The sequence below is a fragment of the Saccharothrix sp. ALI-22-I genome (assembly GCF_001984175.1).
Classification (GTDB): Bacteria; Actinomycetota; Actinomycetes; order Mycobacteriales; family Pseudonocardiaceae; genus Actinosynnema.
The window spans coordinates 289,798-312,086 of the sequence record NZ_MTQP01000063.1; the positions used below are offsets into that span (position 1 = coordinate 289,798).

A 22,289-nucleotide genomic window follows, 5' to 3' on the forward strand; every position below is an offset into this window, starting at 1 on the left:
CCTGGCTCTCAGAGGGGTAGGCGCAACGCCGTCTGCCCCTCTTTCCACGCCCTCAACAGGTGCTCCCCCAGGCGCTGCTCCAACAACTCCGTTGCCTGCACCCCGAACACCACGGACTCGGTCAGCTCCGGCTCACGGGCCAGCAGGTCGCCGATCACGTCCCGGCGCATCACCTGCTCGTGCACCGCGTCCGCCTCGATGTGCTCGGTGAAGAACTCCACGCAATCCGGGTGCGCGTCCATGCGCTCCAACGCCTTCGCAATCCGCGCGGCACTGGGCGCGGTGGTGATCTCGGCGGCGGCGAAGTGCCCCACCAGGCCACCGCGCAACGACCGGTGCAGCCCGCACAGCGACATCAGGTTCACCGTGGCCAGCATCGCGGCCGGTGCGTGCTCCAGGTAGTGCAGGTAGCCGTCGTCCAGACCCGCGCCGACGAGCAGGTTCGCGAACAGCGTCGAGTGCATGCGGTCACCGTGCCCGCCGCCGAACTCGTCGAACTCCACGGCCACCAGCGCCGCCTTCGCCCGGCCGCGCAGGCGTGGGATCACCCAGGCGTGCGGATCGGCCTCCTTGAGGTGGTAGATCGACCGCAACGCCAGGTATTCGCGCATCTGCCACCACTCCCCTTCGTCCTTGAGGTGGTGGCTCACGCCGACGCCGTCGACCGGCTCGACCAGCAGTTCGTCCAACACGTCGCCGATGTCCGCACCGCCGGGGACGTCCGCGCGCAGCGCGTCGAGGAACACCCGTTCCAGGGCGGCGCGGAACCGCAGGAGCTCCGGGTCCCACTCCCATTCGTCCGACACGCCCGCGAAGCCCTGGTAGTGCAGCTCGTAGCACACGTGCAGGGCCAGTTGCAGGTCTTCGCCGTACGGGTCCGCCGAAACCCGCGACGGCAGGTCGGCCTGCGGGGCGGCGCGCAGGGCGTCGATCACGGCGGCGGACAGGGGGCCGCGCGGGGTCGGCAGCACGGCCTGGTCGACGGCAGGGTCCACAGTGGTCATGGCCGGGGGTTACCCGTTCCGGTCGAGGTGCACGCCGGTCGAGACGCGCGCGAGCAGGTTCACGGCCGCCTCCGGTGATCCGGCCCGGCGCTGCCGTTGTGCGCCCGTCCCGTTGGCCAGCACGCCGCGCACCAGGGACCGGATGCGGTCGCGGTCGTCGCCCAGCGCGTCGGACACGTGCTCCAGCAACGCTTCCACCAGCTCGACAGCGGGCACCTGACGTGCCGCGTTCGGATCGACGCCCGGACCGGACAACCCGTACCGGGCCGCCGACCACACCGCCGCCGCCAACACCTGCTCGTCCGGTTCCGGAGCGGTTCCGGCTTCCCGTGCCGTGTCCACGAGGGCCCTGGTCAGACCGGCCTGGAGCACGGCGTCGTCCACAGTCGCCGCGGTGTCGGCGGCACGCACCTCGACGGTCGGGTACCGCGGTGACGGCCGGGCCAGCCAGAACGTCATGGTCGCGTCCACCAGCACCCCGCACGCCACCAGCCGGGCCACCCGAACGTCGTGCTCGGCGGCCGTCCGGAAGAACGGCGGCACGCCCGAGCCGGGGAACCCCGCCTGGTCCATCATCCGCCAACTCGCGTACCCGGTGTCCCGGCCCCGGTCGTACGGCGAATTACCGCCCAACGCCAGCAGCGTCGGCAGCCACGGCCGCAGGTGGTTGACCACGTGCACCGTCGTCTCCCGATCGGGCACGCCGATGTGGACGTGACAGCCGCAGCACTGGTACTCGCTCACCTGGCCGCGGTACATCGACTCGATCCGCGCGAACCTCTCCCCCGCGCTCAACCGCGGTTCCGGGTCGGCGAGCGGCGGCGATCCGGACGGGATCAGCAGCAGTCCCTCGGCGTGGGCGGCATCGGCCAACGCACGCCGCCCCCGCACGAGCTGGTCGCGCAACTCGTCCAGGTCCTCGCACACACCGCTGGCGAACTCCACCTGGGTGCCGCTCAGCTCACGGTGCACCTCCGCGCCCGGTGGCAACGCGCCCACGCGCGCCAGCACGTCCGCCGCGCGTGCCACCGGACGACGCGTCAACGGGTCCATGAGGAGGAATTCCTCCTCGACACCCACCGTCATCAGGCCGGATCACGCCGGGGCAGCGGCTTGGTCGCCGGGCCTTCGAGCACGGCGCCGTCCACGTCGAACCGCGAGCCGTGGCACGGGCAGTCCCAACTGTGCTCGGCGGAGTTGAACCGGACCAGACAGCCCAGGTGCGTGCAGCGCAACGACACGCCGTGCACGCCGCCCGCCTCGTCGCGGTACACGCCGGCCTTGCCCGTGCCGTCACGCACCACCCGCGCCTCGCCGACCGGCACCTGCGCGACCGACTCGACCTCGGCCGACTTCAGCCGGTCGCCGACCAGGTCCACGGCCACCTTCGCGTTCAGCTTGGCCAACTTCGGCGTGGCGCCCAGGCTCAGCCGGTGCGGGCTGAACCGCGCTTTCAACGGGTTCTCCCGGCCCACGACCAGGTCGGTCAGCAGCTCGGCGGCCATGGTGCCGTTGCTCAATCCCCACTTCATGAACCCGGTCGCGACGTACAACGTGGTCGAGCCCGGCGTGTAGGGGCCGATCATCGGCAGGTTGTCGTAGGACTTCGGGTCCTGCGCGGACCAGCGGTGGGTGACTTCGGCGACGTCCCAGTGTTCGCGGGCGAAAGCGGTGAGCTCGTCGTACGGGTCGCCTGGGGACGATCCGGTCGGGTGGCTGCGCCCGGCGACGACCAGCAGGTCGCCGGACCTCGCCAGCGACCACGACGGGCTGCCCGCGCTGATCGCGAGCCCGGTCGGCGGCGTGCCGGACCGCAGCGTCGCGGCCACGCAGTAGGACCGGGAGGGCTCCAGCCGGGCGAAGTACAGGCCGCGGTCCAGGATCGGGTAGTGCGTGGCGATCACGACGCGTTCGGCCACGACCGTGCCGCGGTCGGTGTGGACGCGGCTCGGCGTGCCGTCCTCGATGCCCAGCACCCGGCTGCCCTCGTAGATGCGGCTCCCGTCGCCGTCCACGACCTCCGCGAGGCCGCGCACGTACTTCACCGGGTGGATCAGCAGCTGGTCGTCGAGCCGCACCGCGCCCGCCACCGGGAACGGCACGCCCATCAGCTCACCGCGATCGCGTGACACCGGCAGACCCGCCCTGATCGCGGCGGTGGCCTCCTTGTCGACGGCGGGCAGCTCCTTCACGTTGAACGCGAACGTGTAGGCGGGCATCCGCCGCAGGTCGCACGCGATGCCCAATTCGGACACCAGCGCCGCCACCCGCTCGACCGCGGCCGCGTTCCCGGTGGCGTAGTCGGCCGCTGCCTCGGCGCTGTGCTTGCGCTCGATGGTCGAGTACACAGTGGACTGCAGCGCGGTCACCTTCGCGGTGTTGTTGCCGCTCACCCCGCTGCCCACCCGATCGGCCTCCACGAGCGCGACCCGCAGACCCGCGCGCTTGAGCAGCAACGCCGTGGTGACACCCGTGATACCGGCCCCGACGACCGCGACGTCCACGGTCGTCTCGCCGGTGAGCACGGGAAACCGGCCGTGCGGGATCGCCTCCGACCACAGCGAGTGCCGGGCCGTCGTGGTCGCTTCCGTCATGCCTAGCTCATACCCGCGCAATTCGTGTTCGAACCTCGACAGGCGGGTTACCCAGGCTTCATGCGCACCTTCGCCGACCTCGACGACCTCGTCGCGCTGATCGAGGACCGGGCGCCCGCGCACGAGTTGTTCGTGCGCTGGTCGCGTGGTCCCGACGCGGACGGCGGGCGGAGCAGCCGGGACGGGTTGACCGGTGGGCGGCTGCCCGGCCTGTCCGCCAACCCGCTGGCGGTCGAGCCGTGGTGGGGGGACCGGCCCCTGCGGCTGTGGGTGGCCCGTCGCCTGCACGACTACCGCCACCTGCGGGAACGTCGTGGACCGGGGGTGCGGCCGTGGGTGTTGGAGGGCGAGGAGGTCGGGCGGGGTCCGGACAACGAGCCCTTGGTCCTTTGCCGTCACCCGGTCGGGTGGATCGCCGATGAGGTGATGACCGAGTGCGAAGACCTGGTCGAGGTGCACGCGGACACCAACTGGGGGCCGCTCGACCGGGAGAGCTAACCGACGGTGAACGTCCTGGTCGTGCCGGTGAACGGGGTGATCGCACCGGTCCAGCCGCTCTTCCAGTCCCCGTGGTGCACGATCCGGTACGTGCCCGCGGGTGTGCCTGCCGGGATCGTCCACGTGATGGTGGCGTTCGAGTTCGCCACGCCCTCGCGTTGCCAGCGGTACCGGGTGGACCAGTCGCCGTCGTCGGCGTGCCGGGTCCACTGGCCGTCGACCAGGCGCTGTACCTCCAGGAACGTGCCGTTGCGGCGCAGGTTGTTCTTCGGGTGCCCGGTCACGAACACCGCCGTGGCGGTCTGGCCGCGGGCGTAGGTCGCGGCCGGCTCGGTGAGGACGTCGCCGAACGAGCGCCCCGACGGCTTGTCGTCGAACACCACCCCGGTCTGGAGGTTGATATCGGTGAACGGCGGCTTGGCCGGCGTCGGGCCGGGCGCGAGCGGCGTGCCCGCGCGCAGTGACGCGGCCAGCTTGGTGAATTCCTGCTGGTAGGCGGGCAGGGTGTTGCGGCCGAACAACGTCGAGCCGCCCTCGTACTGCTGGAGGTCGTACTCCTCCGGTGTGGTCACGTACTGGCTGTAGTCGTTGGCGTAGCCCTGCACCAGCACGTTCTCCACCGGCACCCCGACCTCGGCGGCCACCGCGCGCCGGAGGCGCAGACCGGCCACGATCGTCACCTCACCCGGCACCGCGACCAGGTGCAGCGGCCCGATCCTCACGATCTGCAACGGCACCACGTTCGGCGTGGCCTGCACCAGACCGGTCGGCACCAGCGACGCCTTCGGGTACTGGCAGTCCCGCAGCCACTGCGGCACCTCGACGTCCAGCGGTTCGAACAGCGCCTTCCACGGGCTGGTCATGCCCTCGCTGAAACCGGGGATCGCCGGACCGTCCTCCACGCTGCCGGCCATGGTGGACGCGCCGACCACGCCCGGACACGTCGTGCCCGGCCTGCCGTCGGTGGTGTACCGGCCGTCGACCGCGACCGCCGACATGTCCACGAACCGCATCCGGTAGTCCACTCCGCCGGTGACCGGCGTCTGCGGACCGGCGAACACCTGCTGCGCCTTGCGGTTCTGCCGCTCGCCGATGATGCGGGTGTTCTCCACCTCGTCCTCGGTGGGCCCGGAACCGGGCCGCAGGTTGAGGTTGGGCGACATGTCGCCGGCGTTGGTGTTGGGGAACGCCGCGACGAACCCGGCCCGGTCCTCCAGGTACCGCACACCGCGGTCGTCGTGCTCCCACTGGTAGGCCGCGTAACCCTTGTTGTCCGGGCTGATCAGGGTGTTCTTGTTCGTCATCGACGTGTTGTGGGTGGCGAACCAGCTGATCGCCCCGACGTCCGCGCCGTTCTGCCGGAACCGCAGCACGGTCATCGCCGGGTCGATCGCCCGCGGGAAGTACGCCTTGTCCGCCGCCGGGTTCCGCTCGAACGCGACCCGCGACCGGTTCACGCTGGCGTCGGTCAACTCGCCGCGTCCCAGGGACAACTCGCCCGGTTTGAGGTCTTCGTGCGCTTGCACGACCGATTCCGTGATGCCGTCGGTGATGGCGTTCAACGTCTGCGGCTGCATGCCGAGGATCGACAGGTTGTAGGCCAGGTTGTGCGAGTAGCCGCCGGGTCCGGCGTGCGTGTGGGTGGCGGAGAGCAGCACGTTCTCACGGGTGTAGAGGGAGCCGTAGCGGGCCTGGAGCTTGGCCAGCACCGCTTCCTGCACCGCCCGGAAGATCATCGCCAGGTCCGCGTTGACGTAGACGACGCGCTTGCCGGTGGCCTGGTCGACCACGACGAACGCCCGTGACCGCTGGCGCTGGTGCACGCCGGTGGTCTTCTGGTCGAACGCCGAGTACCCCATCATCCCGTTCTCGGCGGCGGGTCCGGTGACGTCGGAGATGCCCCGCCCGACCAGGTAGGGCTGCGGTGCCGCGTCCGCCACCGGCAGGCCGATCACCACCAGTGCGCTGACCAGCGCGGATGCCGCCAATGACCGCCGAGAGACCCGCATCCGCACTCCCCGACCGAGATACGCGAAACCTCTTCACCTTTACTGGACGGTAGGTGATCCAGGCCACGCCGGCAACCCCCGGTCGGCCCCTACGCCGCAGTCATCCGACCCCGGCACGGGAGCCGAGCGCGGCCAGGTCGGCGAAGAGCGACACGCCCGGTCAGGAGGCGCTGATGTTGACCATCCAGGAGATGCCGAACTTGTCCTGGCAGGCGCCGAACTCGTCGCCCCACATCTGCTTCTCCAACGGCATGGTGATGTTGCCGCCGTCGGACAGCTTGTCCCAGTAGCCGCGCAGCTCGTCGGCGTCGTCGCCGCTGAGGCTGATGGTGATGTTGTCGCCGGCGGTGACGGACATGCCGGGCGGGGTGTCGGCGCCCATCAGGGTGTAGCCGCTGGGCGTCTCCAGCTGGCTGTGCATGATCTTCTGCGCCTCGGGCGCGTCCGGGTCGCCGTACTCGCCGAAGGTGTTGGCCTGGAGGGTGCCGCCGAAAACGGATTCGTAGAACTCCATCGCCTCACGGGCGTTTCCGGGGAAGCTGATGTACGGGTTGAGTCGAGAGGTCACGGGATCCTCCTCGGGAGGTCGTACAGGCGCGCCCATCCTGGCAGCACGTGCGGCATATCGCAGGGTGGACAGGACCGCGGACCTCCACCGGTGCCCGGACGTCCGGAGGGTGCGGCCGAGCCTCAGAAGATCACGACGAGGAGCAGGATCACGGCGAGCGCGACGGCGATGATCGTGGGAATCGTGGCCGGCGATCGGCGGTAGTGGCTCTGCACGGTGGTGGTGCGGAACCAGCTGTACGGCACGTGGCGGCGGTGTCGCCTGACCCAAGGCATTGTCGGCTCCTGTTCGTGTTCGTGGACATCGCGCACCAAGGTCATACCCACGAGCGGCGACCGGGACACATTCCCCTGACCCTCGCCGACCTCATGTGCTGCTGCACGCGTCGGCCGACCTGCGCCGGCCGCAGTACTCCGCGTCGGCCGCCTGGTCCGGTTACACGATGTCGAACTCGACCACGCAGTCCACCCGATCCGGTGGACCGTTGGCGGCGGCGTGGGCGGTGCTGCGGCACGTCGGTGACGATGGGGATCGGGGTCTGGCGCTGCGGGCGTTGGAGAGCACGCGGGTGTTGCGCTCGGGTATCGCCGAGATCGACGGGTTGCGGGTGCTGGGTTCGCCTTCGGCGACGTTGTGCCGTGTGCGCGATCATCGTGACATGCAGCTGGATCTGAACGGGAAGACGGCGCTGGTCACCGGTTCGACGCAGGGCATCGGCGAGGCGATCGCGATGGCGTTGGCGGGGGCCGGTGCGCGGACGGTGGTGAACGGGCGCAAGGCCGAGGCGGTCCACGACGCGGTGACGCGGGTGCGTGAGGAGGTGCCGGGGGCGAACGTGATCGGCGTGCCGGCGGACGTGTCGACGGCTTCCGGTGCCGCCGAACTGGCCTCCGCGCTGCCCGAGGTGGACGTGCTGGTGAACAACGTGGGCATCTTCGAGGCGCGGCCGGCGCTGGAGATCGACGACGACGAGTGGCGGCGGTACTTCGAGGTGAACGTGTTGGCGGCCGTTCGGCTGACCCGCACCTACCTGCCCGGGATGCGGGAGCGCGGGTGGGGGCGGGTGCAGTACATCTCCAGCGACTCGGCCGTGGTGATCCCGGCGGAGATGATCCACTACGGGGTGTCGAAGACGGCGCTGTTGGGTGTGTCGCGGGGGTTCGCCAAGGAGGCGGCGGGCAGCGGGGTGACGGTGAACTGCGTGATCGCGGGCCCCACGCACACCGGTAGCGTGGAGGATTTCGTCTACCAGCTGGTGGACCGTTCGCTGCCGTGGGAGGAGGCGCAGCGGGAGTTCATGCGCGTGCACCGGCCGCAGTCCCTGCTGGGGCGGCTGATCGAGCCGGAGGAGATCGGCAACCTGGTGGTGTACCTGGCGTCACCGAAGGCTTCGGCGACGACGGGTGCGGCGGTGCGGGTGGACGGTGGGTACGTCGACTCGATCCTGCTGTAGCCGGGATCGCTTACCTCAAGGCAAGCACGCCCGCCAGGCCGCACGGGGCGGGCGCAATTCCACCCGAGTGCGTCCACGTGGCACCGCCCGATCGCAACCGACCGGCCGTTGGTGCGCGATCATGGTCGGTGTGGGGACAGAGGAGAGTGGACGCGGTTCTGCGGTGAGGAAGCATCTCGGAGTCGACGATCTGCGGGATGTGGCGCGGGCGGCGTTCGGGGCGCGGGGGTTGGTGTCGGTCGAGCGGTTGCGCGGCGGGACCAAGAAGGGCGTCTACCGGCTGGGGTTGGCGGACGGCACTGGCGGTATCGCTTACGTCTGGCACCCCGACGAGGACTTCTGGCCGAAGGCGGCCGGTGATCCGGGCAACCCGTTCGGGCACACCACCGGGTTGGAGCTGTTCGAGACCGCGCACGCCCGGCTGTCGGCCGTGGGCGTCCGGGCACCTCGGCCGCTCATGCGTGAACCCGGTGGGGCGTTGGGTGACGTGGCGGTGGTCGAGGACGTTCGCGGTGGCACGTTGGAACAGCTGATGGCCCGTGATCCGGGACGTGCCGAAAGTGTGCTGACTCGGCTCGGTTCAGCGGTGCGGGACATGCACGCCCATACCGCCGACCCGGCGCAGCACGACGCCGTCGAGCACGCCGTGCTGCGTCGGGCACTCACCGACCTCGCCGAAGCCGCCGCTCGGGTTGAACGCATCGCGGTCGTGCGGGAACGGTTGGACGATCTGCTGAGGACGCGGCACGCCGCCGTGGCGCCACGATCACGATTCGGCCTGATCCACCACGAGTTGGGTCCCGATCACGTTCTGATCGCCGAGGACCGGGACGAGCCGGTGCTCATCGACATCGAGGGCACGATGTTCTTCGACGTCGAGTGGGAACACGCCTTCCTCGAACTGCGCTTCGGCCCCCACTACCACCACTTCGCGAACCCCGACCTCGACCCCGCCCGACTGCGCCTCTACCGGTTGGCCAACTACCTGTCACTGGTGGCCGGGCCGTTGAGGCTGCTGGACGGCGACTTCCCACACCGGGCTGGAATGCTGGCGATCGTCGAGGACAACATCCGCCGCACCCTGTCCCAGCTGCCCGATTAGACCTGCCGTCACCCGAGGAGCAGCCGGCGATCCCGCCACGCCAGACGCAGCAACGTCAGCGAACTGGCTGACAGACGAGGTTCGAGCCGGTCGATGGCGTCGCCGGTGAACGGCATGTCGGACCGACCGTTCGCACCCACCACCCGTCCTTCGTCATTGGTCGTCACCATGCCGCTGAACACCTGGCCGAAGACCTCAGCGTCGACCACGGCGACGGTGCGCTGACTCGCACCAAGGGTGAGCGCGTCCATGACCAAGCCGTAGTGCCAGAGCTTGTGCCGGCGCAACCGTGTCCTCAGGGTGCAGGAGGGCATCGAGTTCGTTCAGGGTGACTTTGAGCAGTCGGGCGAGCTTCGGGCGCTGGTACGGCAGCGGTTCGCGTGCGCCCGCTTCCCACCGGACCACCGTGGAGCGAGTGGGGCCCGGGGCGGGAGACACCCGCCCCGGGTGGTCTCATTCGCCGGAGGGGGCGGTGAGGGTGGTGCCGAGTCGGACGGGGGTGCCGAAGTTCGGTGTGCCGTCGGAGTTCCAGGTGAACTTCTGGGCTCGGGTGGAGCGGTTCATGTCGCAGCCGCCGGAGGCCGAGTCGTTGGCGTGGTAGACGATCCAGTCCTCGGTGCCGTCGGGCGACTTGAAGAAGCCGTTGTGGCCGGGGGCGTAGACGCCGTTGCCGTCGTTGCGCTGGAACACCGGGTTGGGGGACTTGGTCCAGTGGTCGCGGTTGAGCGGGTCGGTGCCGGTGAGGGTGAGCAGGCCGAGTTTGTAGTCCGGGCCCCAGCAGGCGCTGGCCGAGTAGACGATCATGGTCTTCCCGTTGTGGTACAGCGGTTCGGCGCCCTCGTTGACCGGGGCGGTCTGCCGTTCCCACGCCAGGGTGGGCTGGGAGATCGTCCGGCGCGCGCCGCTGATCGTGTACGGGTTGGACAACGGGGTGATGGTCAGGCTCTGGGTGCCGTCCATCGCGCTGCCCATCAGGTACAGCTTGCCGCTCACCTGGAGGATGCTCGGGTCCAGTTCCCAGGTGCTGCCGAGATCGGCCTTGAACGTGTACGGGCCCATCGGGTCGGTGCCGGAACTCTCCAGCACGTGCAGCCGCTGCGTCGGGTTGTAGTCCGACACGTTCTGCCCGGCCACGTAGTACAGGTACCAGCGGCCGTTGAGCAGGAAGAACTCCGGCGCCCACATGTTGCAGCACCCGTTGGGCCGCGACAGGTTGAACACCACCGTGTCCGCCGCGGTCGCCAGCCCGGCCAACGTCGGCGACTTGCGCATCGTGATCGTGGAGTTCCACGTCGTCGTGGCCAGGTAGTAGTAGCCGTTGTAGTACTGGAGCCACGGGTCCGGGCCGTTGCGCTTGATCGGGTTGGTGAACGTCCCCGGCGCGGGGGCACCCAGCTTCACCAACTGCCACTGCTGGTTCGTGCCACCGGTGTCGGGCCACTGGATGATCTGCGCGCCGTCGGCGGTGGAGAAGTCCAGCACGTCCAGCGCCTTGCCGCTGTTGCGGTTGATCAGCCGGACGAACCCGCCCGCCGAATCGGCCAACCTGAACTGCTGGTTGGTGGCGTTGCGGTCGGTCCACTGGATCAGGTTGGCGCGGTCGGCGGTCGAAGCGCCCTCGATGTCGAGGACCTTGCCGCTGTGCTTGGACTTCAACCGGTAGTAGCCACCACCGGAGTCGACGAACTGCCACTGCTGCCACGCGCCGTCGTTGCGCGTGAACTGCGAGATCCGTGCGCCGTCGTTGGTGGCGAGGTCGTAGACGTCCAGCGCCTTGCCGCTGTTGCGGTTGACCAGCACGTACGAGGCGTTGGTGTCGACCACCGCCGCCGACGCGACGGTCGGCACGGCCGCGGTGACCGCACCGAGCAGCGTGGTGACGGTGGCGAGGACCAGGCCTGCGCGGCGCGCGCGCCGATAAGTCGATCTCATGGGTTGCTCTCCCTGCGACGCTGCATGGACAGAACGCGATCGACCCGCGGCATCGAGCCTGGTGCGGGCCGGTTGGGGTGGCGTGACGGGTGGTTCGCGGGTACGGGTGGACGGGATCACCGGCTACTCCACAGCCCGGCTGTTAACGCTAACAGCACGATCGGGAGCGGTTCAATAGCCGGATCGCCCAGCACCCGGCGCAACCCTCTGGAGTCGAAGGCGTTCGACACGTTCGCCCGTTCGGCCGCATGGCGGGCGCCTGTTAGCGATAACAGATCCGGCGATTCCACGGCTACCGAGAATTGACGCGGTCGCGCCGGTGAAACCATCGCGTAACCGGTCGAACACAGCGGGAGACGCTCCATAGGAAGGTCGAATAGTTCGCGCCACGCATCCCCAATGAGCGGTTCGACCGTTCAGTGGATTCCAGTTTACGAGAGCCGGCGCGTAATGTTGCGCGAACGGCGACCCGCCCGCATCCGCCAAGGGGCAGGAGATCCTGCATGAGTGACGAGAAGACCAATTACCCGGAATTCCTGGTCGTGCTGAACGACGAGGAGCAGTACTCGGTCTGGTTCGCCGACCGCGACCTCCCGCCGGGATGGCGGGCCGAAGGGACAAGGGGTACCAGGGAAGAGTGCCTGGCCCACATTGACCGGGTGTGGACGGACATGCGCCCGCGCAGCGTCCGCGAGCACGTCGCCGCGCACCGCGACTGACGCTCCACCCGGCACCTCGACTCGCGCATTACCGCACGCCGCGCAAAGGGGCACCTACCGCTGCCCGGAAAAGGTCTCCGGAATTCCCGGTGACCGGTTCGGTCGTGCGCGCCCGAAACACATTTCGCCGGGGAGGATTTGGTGCACACGGATTCGCGGCTCGCGCCCGCTCTGCCGTTGCAGAGCGGAATGATCGCGGCCGGGTTGCGGGACCCGTCGGCCGGGACGGATGTCATCCAGTGCGTCCAGCACTGGCCGCACGGCCTGGACACCGCCACCTATCTGGCGGCGTGGCGGGCGGCGGTCGAACGGCACCCGCTGCTGCGGACCCGGTTCACCTGGCGCGCGGACGGCGGCATGGACCAGTGGTCCGGACCCGCCGAGGACGTCCCGGTGCTGGTGGACGATTCGGTGACGGACCTGCCGGCGTTCCTGGCGGCCGACCGGCGGGCCGGCGTGGACCCGGTGTCCGCGCCGCCGCTGCGGGTGGTGTCGCTGCCCGGTGACGTGGTGGTGGCGACCTTCCACCACGCGATCCTCGACGGCCGGTCGCTGGCCATGCTGCTGGCCGAGATCGACGACGACTACGCGGCCCGACTCGCGGGTGGCACACCGGACTTCGCGCCGCGCCCGGACTTCACCGACTACGCCCGCTGGTACGACGCCCGGATCGCGCCGGACCACCCCGAGGCGCTGGCCGACGAACGGTTCTGGGCCGCCGAACTGGCCGGGCTGCCCGAGCCCGGTCCGCTGCCGCTGGAGCACGCCGGGCCGGACACGCCGGTCATGGCCACCGCGGTGCTCGACCTGTCCGACACCGAGACCGAGGCCGTGCGGGCGTTGGCCGCGCGGGCGGGCGTCACGGTGAACACGGTGGTGCTGGCCGCGTGGGGTCTGGTGTTGACCACGCACGCGCACGCCGACGAGGCCGTGTTCGGGGTGACCAGGGCGGCCCGGCACGGCACCGTCGAGGGCGCGCAGGACATGCTGGGGCTGCTGCTGGCGACCGTGCCGCTGCGGCTGCCGGTTCAGTGGGACGCGTCGGTGGCCGACTGGCTGCGGTCGGTCCGGGAACGGTCGGTGCGGGCGCGCGACCACCAGCTGTGCCCGCTGCCGGTGATCCAACGCGCGGCCGGTCACGACGTGCCGTTGATGCGGAGCCTGGTGCTGTTCGAGCACCGCGAACTGGGGACGGTGCTGTCCGCTCGGCCGTCCGCGCCGGCGGGCAGACAGGTGCGCATCCTGCGCACCCCCGTCTACGCCATGACGTTGTACGCCTTCGCCGAGCCGCGCCTGAGCTTCCGGCTGATCCACGACACCGGCCGGTTCCCGGACTGGGCGCCGGACGCCCTGTTGACGCAGGTGCGGGACCTGCTCGCGGGCATGGCCGAGGCGCCGGACCGCCCGGTGCGGGAGCTGACCGGGCCGCGTGAGCTCGTGCGGGTGCTGGAGAAGTGGAACGACACCGCGGTCGACTACCCGGCGGACGCGACCGTGCCGGACCTGTTCGCCGAGCAGGTGCGGCTGCGGCCGGACGCGGACGCGGTCTTCGACGGTGAGCGGTGGCTGAGCTACGCGGAGTTGGACGCGCGGTCGAACCGGTTGGCGCACGTGCTGGTGGCGCGGGGCGCGCAGGTGGACCGTCCGGTGGCGCTCTCGCTGCCGCGTGGGGCGGACTTCGTGACCGCGATGCTGGCCGTGCTCAAGACCGGTGCCGCGTACCTGCCGCTGGACCCGGACAACCCGGCGGCACGGGACGCGGCGGCGTTGCGCGAGTCCGGCACGCCGCTGGTGGTGGCCGACCGGCCGCGCGCGCTGCCGGACGGGGTCACCTCGGTGGTGCTGTCCGAAGTGGACCTTTCGCCGGAATCATCGGAATCGCCCGTATTTCCGGTGACGGCGGTGCATCCGCTGAGCGTGGCGTACGTGAACTACACGTCGGGGTCGACCGGCAGGCCGAAGGGTGTGGCCGTGCCGCACCGGGGTGTGGTGCGGCTGGTGACGCGGCCGACGTTCGGGCGCTTCGGGCCGGGGCAGACGTTCCTGCACCTGTCCGCGACCGCGTTCGACCTGACCACGCTGGAGGTGTGGGGCGGGCTGCTGACCGGTGGCCGGGTGGTGGCCGCGCCGTCCGGTCCGCCCGATCCGGCGGTGCTGGGCGAGCTGCTGCGGACGCACCGGGTGAGCGTGTTGTGGTTGACCGCTGGGCTGTTCCACCAGCTGGACCCGGCGCTGCTGGCCGACGTGGAGCAACTGCTGGCCGGTGGTGACGTGCTGGCCCCGGACGCGGTGCGGGCGGCGCTCAAGGCGCGTGGCGGGAAGCCGGTGGTCAACGGGTACGGGCCGACGGAGAACACCACGTTCACCACGTGCCACGTGGTGGGGTCGGCCGAGGACGTGGGCGCGACCGTGCCGATCGGCACGCCGATCCAGCGGACCACGGTGTACGTGCTGGACGAGTCGATGCGGCCGGTGCCGGTGGGTGTGCCGGGTGAGCTGTACACCGGCGGTGACGGGCTGGCGCGCGGGTATTGGGGCGCGCCCGCGTTGACCGCGTCGAAGTTCGTGCCCGACCCGTTCGTGTCCGATTCGTTCGGGGCCGCGCCCGGTGGGCGGCTGTACCGGACGGGTGACCTGGCCCGGTGGCGGCCGGACGGGGTGCTGGAGTTCCTGGGTCGCGCGGACCGGCAGGTCAAGGTGCGCGGGTTCCTGGTGGAGCCGGCCGAGGTCGAGGCCGTGTTGCGGGAGCACCCGGCGGTCGGCGCGGCGGCCGTGCTGCCGTTCGGCGACGGCGACGCGAGGCACCTGGTGGCCTACGTCGTGCCGACCGGCTCGTTGGACATCGAGGACGTGCGCGCGCACGTCGCGGAACGGCTGCCCGCCTTCCTCTGCCCGGCGCGGTACGTACCGCTGCCGGAGCTGCCGCTCAACGGCAGCGGCAAGGTGGACCGGGCGGCACTGCGCTCGGTCCGTGCCCCGGGCGCGCGGGGCACGGACCGGACCCAACCCGCGACCGCCACGCAACGGCGGTTGGCGAAGCTGTGGGAGAACCTGCTGGACGCGCCGGAGGTGTTCGCCGAGGACGATTTCTTCGCGGTGGGCGGCAACTCGCTGCTCGCGGTGCGGTTGGCGTTCCGGGTGCAGGAGGAGTTCGGGGTCGAGATGCCGGTCGCCGAACTGCACCGGGCCCGGACGCTGGCGGCGTGCGCGGCGGTGGTGGACGCGTCGCTGAGCACCTCGTCGGGTGCCGTGTCGGTGGGGATCACGCGGCGGGACCGGTCGGCGTACGTGGTGCCCACGCAGCGCACGTCGGTGCGGCCGGTGGCGGATCACCTGGTGCTGCCGGGTGGGGACGGTGACTGGGCGGCGTGGCGGTGCGTCGAACTGCGCGGGACGGGCTTCGGCATCGAGCCGTTGCTGGCGGTGGCGAGCCCGGACGCGGCACGTGCGGCCGAGGCGGTGCTGGCGGCCGAGGACGCGGCGAGCGAGGCGCGGTGGACGGCGTTCCAGGTGTTGCGCGAGGTCGAGGACCGGGCTCAGGGCGAGCAGCGGTCCGCGCTGCGGCGGATCGGGCGGCGGGTCCGCAAGGGACGGTTCACCGAAGCACGCGCCGCACTGGCCGCCGTGCCGACAACAGGGACGACAGGGACGACAGCAGTGGACGCGGCGTTGGCCGTGGCTGCCGAGGCCGCCGCACGGCACGACGCGCTGCTCGCCGACTACACGGCTTGTTTCGAGGCGGGGCGCAAGGCCGCCGCCGACGTGTTGCGGGTGGTCAGCGGGGACGCGAAGTTCCGCGAAGCCGTTGCCTGGCAGAACCCGAGCGCCCTCCGGACCGCCGTCGCTTCGCTGCACAAGGCGCTCTCCGGCGACCGGCCCTCCTCCCGCAACGTCGATTACCGCCGTTGGGAGCACACGGTCGTCAGCTACCTCCAGCGCTACTGCGCCAAGAACGACACGATCGGTTTCTTCGGGCCGGTCGGCTGGGCCCGGGTCGAGGACGACGCGCCCGCCGCGATCACCGCGAAACCCGGCCCCGACCTGATCGACTCGCGGACCGTCTACCTGGAGAACTGGGCGGTCCAACAACTGGCCGAGGCGTTGACCACGGACGCCGTGCGGCCGTGGGCGGTGCCCCGGCGGATGCCGTTCGTGGACGTCGTCGGCGACACGATGCACGTCCCGATGACCGATCCGGTGCGCCTGCCCGCGTTGGACGCCGCCGTGCTCGCCGCGTGCGACGGACTAACCCGAGCGGACGCGATCGCCGGCGACCTCGACCAACCGGTCCAGGACGTCTTGGCCGCTCTCGAACGGCTGCGGCAGGCCAAGCGGATCGCCTGGTCGTTGGAGGTGCCGCCGGAGGCGCTGGTGCCGGAGACGGCGTTGCGCGCGCAGATCGCGGCCATCGGGGACCCCGACGCACGAGCCGAAGCCGAAAAGGCACTGACCGAGGTCGAGCAGGGGCGGGACCGGGTGGCCGCCGCCGTGGGCGATCCGGACCGGTTGGTGCACGCGATCGACGACTTGCACGAGAAGTTCACCGCCATCACCGGCACGGCGGCCGTGCGTCGACCCGGCCTGTTCTACGCCGGCCGCACGGTGGTGCACGAGGAGTGCCGACGCGATCTCGACGTCACCCTCTCCCCCGGTCTGATGGAAACGCTGTGGTCGCCGTTGTCGCTGGTGCTGGAGGCGGCACGCTGGTTCACCTCCGCGGGCGCGGCGCTGTACGGGCGCGCGTTGCGGGAGGTGTACCGGGAGCGGGTCGCGGCCACCGGTTCGGACCGGGTGCGGTTGGCGGACTTCTGGTTGTGGGCCAACGACACCATCTTCCGGCTCGACGAACGGCTGATCGACCGGCTCGTCCGGGCGTTGCAGGACCGCTGGGCCAAGGCCCTGGGACCCCAACCGGACGGGCGCGATGTCCACTACCGAGTGGGTGATGTGCGGGACGCCGTGCTCAAGGCGTTCGCCGCGCCGCGACCGGGGTGGCGTGGCGCGGTGCAGCACAGCCCGGACGTGCTGATCGCGGCCCAGGACGAGGACGCGATCCGGGCCGGCGACTACCGGTGGGTGCTGGGCGAGGTGCACCCCGGCGTGAACACCATGCGGTCGGCGTTGTTCGTGTCCCAGCACCCCGATCCTGGCCAACTGCGCGCGGCGATGAGCCACGACATGGCCGGGCCGAGGATCGTGCTGGCCACCACCCGCGAGCAGGGCGGCACGCCGCAACGGCTCGCCGACGCGCTGGTGTCACCGGACGACCTGAAGATCGTGTTCGGCCACGACGCCTGCGGCCCGGGGTTGCGCGACGCGGTGCCGGTCGGCGCGTGCGAGGTGACCGAGAGCGGCGGGCGGCTGGTGGCGCGCAGCCGGGACGGCCGGGTGGACGTCGACCTGGTCGAGCTGCTGAACGAGCAGATCATGGCGCAGTTGGTGCAGCACTTCCGGCTGCTGCCCGCGGGCGAGCACACGCCCCGGGTCAGCCTGGACCGGCTGGTCGTGGCCAGGGAGGGCTGGCGATTGCCGACCGCGCGTTCGGCGTTCGCGTTCGCCCCCGACGAAGGGACCCGGTTCCTGCGGGCACAGGCCTGGCGCCGTGAGCACGGCATGCCGAGGTTCGTGTTCGTGAAGAGCCCGGTGGAGCACAAGCCGTTCTACGTGGATCTGGAGAGCCAGCCGTCGGTCGAGCTGTTCGCGCACGCGGTGCGCGCGCTGGACCGGGAGAAGCCGGACGCGCCGATGGGCGTGGGCGAGATGCTGCCCGGCCCGGACCAGCTGTGGTTGACCGACGCCGCGGGCGCCCGGCACACGGCGGAGTTCCGGGTCGTCGCGGTCGACCGGAGGGGCTGGCCGGACAAGGGCGACCGGGGTTGGGGAGGGGGACAGCGGTGAGCGCGGTGATACCCGAAGGACGGGCGGACGAGGTGTTCCGGTTCCCGGCTTCGTCCGGGCAGCGCAGGTTGTGGCTGGTCGACCAGCTGCTGCCCGCGAGCCCGGTCTACAACATCGGCTGGCGGGTCGGCGTCGACGGCCCGCTGGACGCGGACGCGTTGCAGGCGGCGTTGAACGCGCTGGTGGCGCGGCACGAGGCGTTGCGGACGCGGTTCGCCGCGGAGGACGGCGTGCCGGTGCAGGTGGTGTCCGCGACGCTGACCGTGCCGTTGGTGCGGTTGTCGTCGGCGGACGTGGACGCGGCGGTGCGCGAGGAGGTGGGTCGGCCGTTCGTGCTGCACCACGGGCCGCTGTTACGCGCCGGTCTGATCGAGGTCACGTCTCAAGAGCACGTGTTGGTCCTGGTGCTGCACCACACGATCGCCGACGGCTGGTCGTGCGCGGTGCTGTTCGACGAGCTGGCCCGGCTGTACGCCACCGAGGCCACGGGCGAACCGCACAACCTGCCCGACCTGCCCGTGCAGTACCCGGACTACGCGGTGTGGCAACGGGAACAGGCCGACGGTGGAGCCTTCGCCGCCGACGCGGAGTTCTGGCGTGAGGCGCTGCACGGCGTGCCGACCGTGCTGCCGTTGCCGACCGACAAGACCCGACCGGCGACGCCCACCGGGCACGGCGCCGAGCTGCGGGCGGAACTGGGCGTCGACAACGGGTCGTTCGCCCGGCTGCTGGCCGTGTTCCAGTGCGTGCTGCACCGGGTGACCGGGCAGGCGGACTTCCTGGTGGCGACGCCCGTCGCGGCCCGCACCCGGCCGGAGACCGAGGGCCTGGTCGGTTTCGTGGCCAACACCCTGCCGCTGCGCGCGAAGTTCACCCCGGACACGACGTTCGGCGAGGTCGTCACGGCGACCGAGCACGCCACCGTGGCCGCGCTCGTCCACCAGGACCTGCCGTTCGAGCAGCTGGTGGACATCGTCTCGCCACAGCGGACACTGGCCCACGCGCCGCTGGTGCAGGTGATGTTCGCCGTCGAGCCGGTGCCGCCGGCGCGCAAGGCCGGTCCGATCACGTTGCGACCCGAGGCGGTGGCCAACGGCGGGGCGAAGTTCGACCTGTCGCTGACCGTCGAGCAGGCGGGCGAACGGTGGTTCGCGCGCTGGCAGTACGACTCCGAGCTGTTCACGCCGGAGACGATCGCCGCGCTGCACGCGGTGTTCGCCGCCGCCGTGCACGCCTCCCCCGCCGACCGGGTCGCCGAACTGCTGCTGACCGACGACTCACCGCAGGAACCGGCCGTCGAGGTGCCCGCGGAGACGGCCGCCGACCTGGTGTTCGCCGCGCTGGCCGAGCACCCGGACGCGGTCGCCGTCGAGGGCGCGTTGACGTGCGGTGAACTGGACCGTGCGGCCAACCGGCTCGCTCACGTGCTGCTCGCCGCGGGCGCGCGGCCGGATCAGCCGGTGGCGTTGTGCCTGGACCGCGGCGCACAGATGGTCGTCGGCATCCTCGCCGCGTGGCGCGTGGGCGCGGGTTACCTGCCGCTGGACCCGTCGTGGCCCGCCGCACGGCTCACCGCCATGGCCACCGGCTCCGACGTGCCGGTGCTCGTCACCGACGGCGCGTCGCGCGAGGTCACCGGGCCGTTGACCGGCCCGTGGACCGAGGTGGACCTGGACACCGCCGACCTCGACGCCCAACCGGACACTCCGCCACCGGCGACGAAGCAACACCCGGAGATGCTGGCCTACGTCATCCACACCTCCGGGTCCACCGGCAAACCCAAGGGCGTCCGGTGCACCCAGGGCGGTCTCGCCGCGTTACTGCGCGCGATGGGCGAGATGATGGAGCTGACGCCCGCGGACCGGCTCGCCTCCATCACCACGCCTGCGTTCGATGTGTCCACAGTGGAAATGCTCGCTCCTCTCATCAGCGGCGCGACGCTCGTGGTGATCCCGGCGGATGACGTGGCGGACGGCGCGCTGTTGCGGGCACGCATCGCCGATACCGAAGCGACCGTCGTACAGGGCGGTCCGGCGAGCTGGCGGATGGTCGTCGCGGCCGGTGGTGTGCCGGCGGGCGTGCGGCTGCGGATCAGCGGCGGCGAGGCGATGACCCGCGACCTGGCCGACGACCTCCAGACCGACGGCGCGACCCTGATCGACGGCTACGGCCCCACCGAGACCACGGTGTACTCGGCGGCCGGTGTCGTATCGCACGGGCCGGACCCGGTGCGGCTCGGGCCGGCGGTCAAGGGCACCTCGCTGTACGTGCTGGACCCGCTCATGCGCCCGGTGCCGCCTGGTGTGATCGGCGAGTTGCACATCGGCGGCGCGGGCGTGGCGCGCGGCTACCACGGTCTGCCCGGGATGACGGCGGACCGGTTCCGCCCCGACCCGTTCGGTTCGGCGGGCGGTCGGCTCTACGCGTCCGGCGACCTGGTCCGCCGGCACGCCGACGGGACGCTGGAGTTCCTGGGCCGCACCGATCGGCAGCTCAAGGTGCGCGGCTACCGGATCGAGCCGGGCGAGATCGAAGCCGTGCTCCGCGCTCACCCGGACGTGGCGCACGCGGTCGTGATCGCCTGGTCCGCGCACGCCGCCGACGTGCGGCTGGTCGCGTACGCGGTGCCCGCCGACCCTGGCCTGCACGAGGACGAGTTGCGCCGTCGGGTGCGACCGCACCTGGCCGCGCGCCTGCCCGACTACATGCTCCCGGCTGCGGTCGTCGTGCTGCCCGAACTGCCGCGCACCGGCACCGGCAAGATCGACCGGGACGCGTTGCCCGATCCGGTGTGGACGACCGACGACGTCGAGCGGGTCGAACCGCGTGACGACAACGAACGGCGGCTGGCGCAGATCTGGCGCGAGGTGCTGAGCATGCCCGTGGACGCGCCGCTGGGCGTGCACGACAACTTCTTCGCCCTGGGCGGCCACTCGTTGACCGCGACCCAGATGCTGGCCCGTGTCCGGGTAGCGCTGGACGTGGACCTGCCGTTGGCGACGCTGTTCGCCGCGCCCACCATCGCCGAGCTGTGCTCGAACCTGGGCGGCGGCACGGCGGGCACCCGCGGTCCGGTGCCGCTGCTCGATCAGCTGGACGAGCTGTCCGACGCGGAAATCGACCGCCTGCTCGGCACCTTGATCGACGACGAGGACGAGACATGAGCAGGGAAGCAGCCAGGAACCACGAAACGATTGTTGTCGGCGCGGGGCTCGCCGGCTCGCTGACGGCTGTCTACCTGGCCCGGCGAGGGTTCCGGGTGCGGGTGTTGGAGCGGCGGGGCGATCCTCGGGCGCCGGGAGCGAAGGAAGAGGGCCGTTCGATCAACCTGGGTCTCTCGCAACGCGGCATCGTCGCGTTGCGGGAAGTCGGCTTGCTGGAGCGGTTGGCGCCGCTGACCGTGCCGATGCGCGGCCGGGTCGTGCACCTGCCCGACGGCACGCTCCGCTTCCAGCCCTACGGCCTGGCGGAAGACCAGATCCTGCACTCCATCCTGCGGCACGACCTCAACGTCGCGCTGGTGGACGAGGCCGAACGGCTCGGCGTCGAGTTCTCCTGGGGCCAACGGGTCACCGCCGTGGACCGCACCAAACCCGCGGTCACCACCGACGACCAGGCCGTGCACACCGCCGACCTCGTCGTCGGCGCGGACGGCGCGTTCTCCGCCGTGCGCACGCACCTGGGCCGCGGCCTGCGGATGGACCTGCACCAGGAGTTCCTGGAGTGGGGCTACAAGGAGCTGCTGATCCCGGTCGGCGACGACGGCGAGCCACGCACCGAACTGCGCGCGCTGCACGTGTGGCCGGGTGACGAGGGCCTGATCGTGGCGCACCCCAACGCGGACGGCTCGCTCACCGCGACCGTGTTCCTGCCGTTCGAGGGCGAACACGGGTTCGCCGGGCTCACCGAGGCCGGGCGGGTGCGGGAGTTCTTCGCCCGCCGCTTCCCCGACACGCTCACCCTCATCCCGGACGTGGTCGAGCAGTTCCTCGCGCACCCGCCGGCCAGTCTGGTCACCGTGCGCACCGCGCCGTGGCACGTCACCACCGACGACGGACGCGGGGTCGTGCTGATCGGGGACGCCGCGCACGCCGTGTACCCGTTCTTCGGGCAGGGCATGAACGCCGCGTTCGAGGACTGTTCGGTGCTCAACCGGTGCCTGGCCACGCACCCGCACGACCTGCCGCAGGCGTTGGCCGCGTTCGAGGACTCCCGCCGGCCGCACACGGACGTGCTCGCGGAGCTGTCCAAGCGCAACTTCGTGGAGCTGCGCGACAAGCTGCGCTCACCGCTGTTCACCGTCCGCAAGAAGGTGGACCTGGCGCTGCACCGGCTGCTCCCGAACGCGTGGGTGCCGCTCTACACCCTGATCGCGCACACCACGGTCCCCTACGGCGAGGCGTTGGCGCGGGCCCGGCGCCAGGACCGCCTGCTCGGTGGCGTCACGGCCGCGTTGACCGGCGCGGCGCTGGCGGGGTTGACCCACCGATTACAAGCCAAAGGCAGGTGAGT

At 71.1% G+C, this 22,289-nt stretch carries 15 protein-coding genes; 7 read left to right on the top strand and 8 right to left on the bottom strand.

Annotated elements, in window-relative coordinates:
* Positions 1-8: 8 nt before the first annotated feature.
* From ALI22I_RS24800 to ALI22I_RS24810, 3 genes are read right to left on the bottom strand one after another with little or no spacing between them, the layout of a single operon-like run.
* Complete coding sequence (locus tag ALI22I_RS24800; protein WP_077007919.1) at positions 9-1,004, bottom strand: iron-containing redox enzyme family protein; 996 nt, start codon at positions 1,002-1,004, stop codon at positions 9-11.
* 9 nt (positions 1,005-1,013) lie between these two features.
* Positions 1,014-2,090, bottom strand: a complete 1,077-nt coding sequence (locus ALI22I_RS24805) for a carboxylate-amine ligase (RefSeq protein WP_077007920.1) — start codon at positions 2,088-2,090, stop codon at positions 1,014-1,016.
* Positions 2,090-3,598, bottom strand: coding sequence for an FAD-dependent oxidoreductase (locus ALI22I_RS24810; protein ID WP_077007921.1), 1,509 nt, complete (start codon positions 3,596-3,598; stop codon positions 2,090-2,092). The genes ALI22I_RS24805 and ALI22I_RS24810 overlap by 1 nt, the downstream gene beginning before the upstream one ends.
* 60 nt (positions 3,599-3,658) lie before the next feature.
* On the opposite strand from ALI22I_RS24810, the gene ALI22I_RS24815 reads away from it, so the two are divergent.
* Entirely contained in the window at positions 3,659-4,096 is a 438-nt protein-coding gene (locus tag ALI22I_RS24815; RefSeq protein WP_077007922.1) for a DUF6098 family protein, read from the top strand.
* Here the strand turns inward: ALI22I_RS24815 and ALI22I_RS24820 are convergent.
* The 3 genes from ALI22I_RS24820 to ALI22I_RS51150 all read right to left on the bottom strand — a co-directional run bounded on the left by ALI22I_RS24820 (position 4,093) and on the right by ALI22I_RS51150 (position 6,948).
* On the bottom strand, positions 4,093-6,105 hold the full coding sequence (locus tag ALI22I_RS24820; protein WP_077007923.1) for a neutral/alkaline ceramidase: 2,013 nt from the start codon (positions 6,103-6,105) through the stop codon (positions 4,093-4,095). The two genes, ALI22I_RS24815 and ALI22I_RS24820, sit on opposite strands and share 4 nt — an antisense overlap.
* Positions 6,106-6,265: 160 nt before the next feature.
* Positions 6,266-6,673, bottom strand: coding sequence for a VOC family protein (locus tag ALI22I_RS24825; RefSeq protein WP_077007924.1), 408 nt, complete (start codon positions 6,671-6,673; stop codon positions 6,266-6,268).
* A 122-nt stretch (positions 6,674-6,795) separates the two neighbouring features.
* Entirely contained in the window at positions 6,796-6,948 is a 153-nt protein-coding gene (locus tag ALI22I_RS51150; RefSeq protein ID WP_179118345.1) for a hypothetical protein, read from the bottom strand.
* A gap of 383 nt (positions 6,949-7,331) precedes the next feature.
* On the opposite strand from ALI22I_RS51150, the gene ALI22I_RS24835 reads away from it, so the two are divergent.
* Together ALI22I_RS24835 and ALI22I_RS24840 are read left to right on the top strand one after the other, a co-directional pair.
* Positions 7,332-8,126: an SDR family NAD(P)-dependent oxidoreductase gene (locus tag ALI22I_RS24835; RefSeq protein ID WP_077007988.1), complete on the top strand. Its 795-nt coding sequence runs from the start codon at positions 7,332-7,334 to the stop codon at positions 8,124-8,126.
* Positions 8,127-8,289: 163 nt separating this feature from the next.
* Complete coding sequence (locus tag ALI22I_RS24840; RefSeq protein ID WP_238598550.1) at positions 8,290-9,228, top strand: phosphotransferase family protein; 939 nt, start codon at positions 8,290-8,292, stop codon at positions 9,226-9,228.
* A gap of 8 nt (positions 9,229-9,236) precedes the next feature.
* On the opposite strand, the gene ALI22I_RS24845 is transcribed toward ALI22I_RS24840, so the two are convergent.
* Together ALI22I_RS24845 and ALI22I_RS24850 are read right to left on the bottom strand one after the other, a co-directional pair.
* The gene (locus ALI22I_RS24845; protein WP_238598551.1) at positions 9,237-9,515 is read right to left on the bottom strand and encodes a hypothetical protein; all 279 of its coding nucleotides are present in this window, start codon (positions 9,513-9,515) and stop codon (positions 9,237-9,239) included.
* Between the two features lie 166 nt (positions 9,516-9,681).
* Positions 9,682-11,160 (bottom strand): RICIN domain-containing protein, encoded by a 1,479-nt coding sequence (locus tag ALI22I_RS24850; protein ID WP_077007926.1) that lies wholly within the window; start codon positions 11,158-11,160, stop codon positions 9,682-9,684.
* A 503-nt stretch (positions 11,161-11,663) separates the two neighbouring features.
* On the opposite strand from ALI22I_RS24850, the gene ALI22I_RS24855 reads away from it, so the two are divergent.
* The 4 genes from ALI22I_RS24855 to ALI22I_RS24870 all read left to right on the top strand — a co-directional run bounded on the left by ALI22I_RS24855 (position 11,664) and on the right by ALI22I_RS24870 (position 22,287).
* Positions 11,664-11,879: an MbtH family protein gene (locus tag ALI22I_RS24855; RefSeq protein ID WP_077007927.1), complete on the top strand. Its 216-nt coding sequence runs from the start codon at positions 11,664-11,666 to the stop codon at positions 11,877-11,879.
* Between the two features lie 141 nt (positions 11,880-12,020).
* A complete protein-coding gene (locus tag ALI22I_RS24860; protein ID WP_143532413.1) occupies positions 12,021-17,777 on the top strand; it encodes a non-ribosomal peptide synthetase in 5,757 nt (1,918 codons plus the stop codon).
* Positions 17,774-20,941 (top strand): non-ribosomal peptide synthetase, encoded by a 3,168-nt coding sequence (locus tag ALI22I_RS24865; protein ID WP_202971065.1) that lies wholly within the window; start codon positions 17,774-17,776, stop codon positions 20,939-20,941. The genes ALI22I_RS24860 and ALI22I_RS24865 overlap by 4 nt, the downstream gene beginning before the upstream one ends.
* Positions 20,938-22,287, top strand: coding sequence for an FAD-dependent oxidoreductase (locus tag ALI22I_RS24870; protein ID WP_077007929.1), 1,350 nt, complete (start codon positions 20,938-20,940; stop codon positions 22,285-22,287). Before ALI22I_RS24865 ends, ALI22I_RS24870 begins: the two co-directional genes overlap by 4 nt.
* Positions 22,288-22,289: the final 2 nt, after the last annotated feature.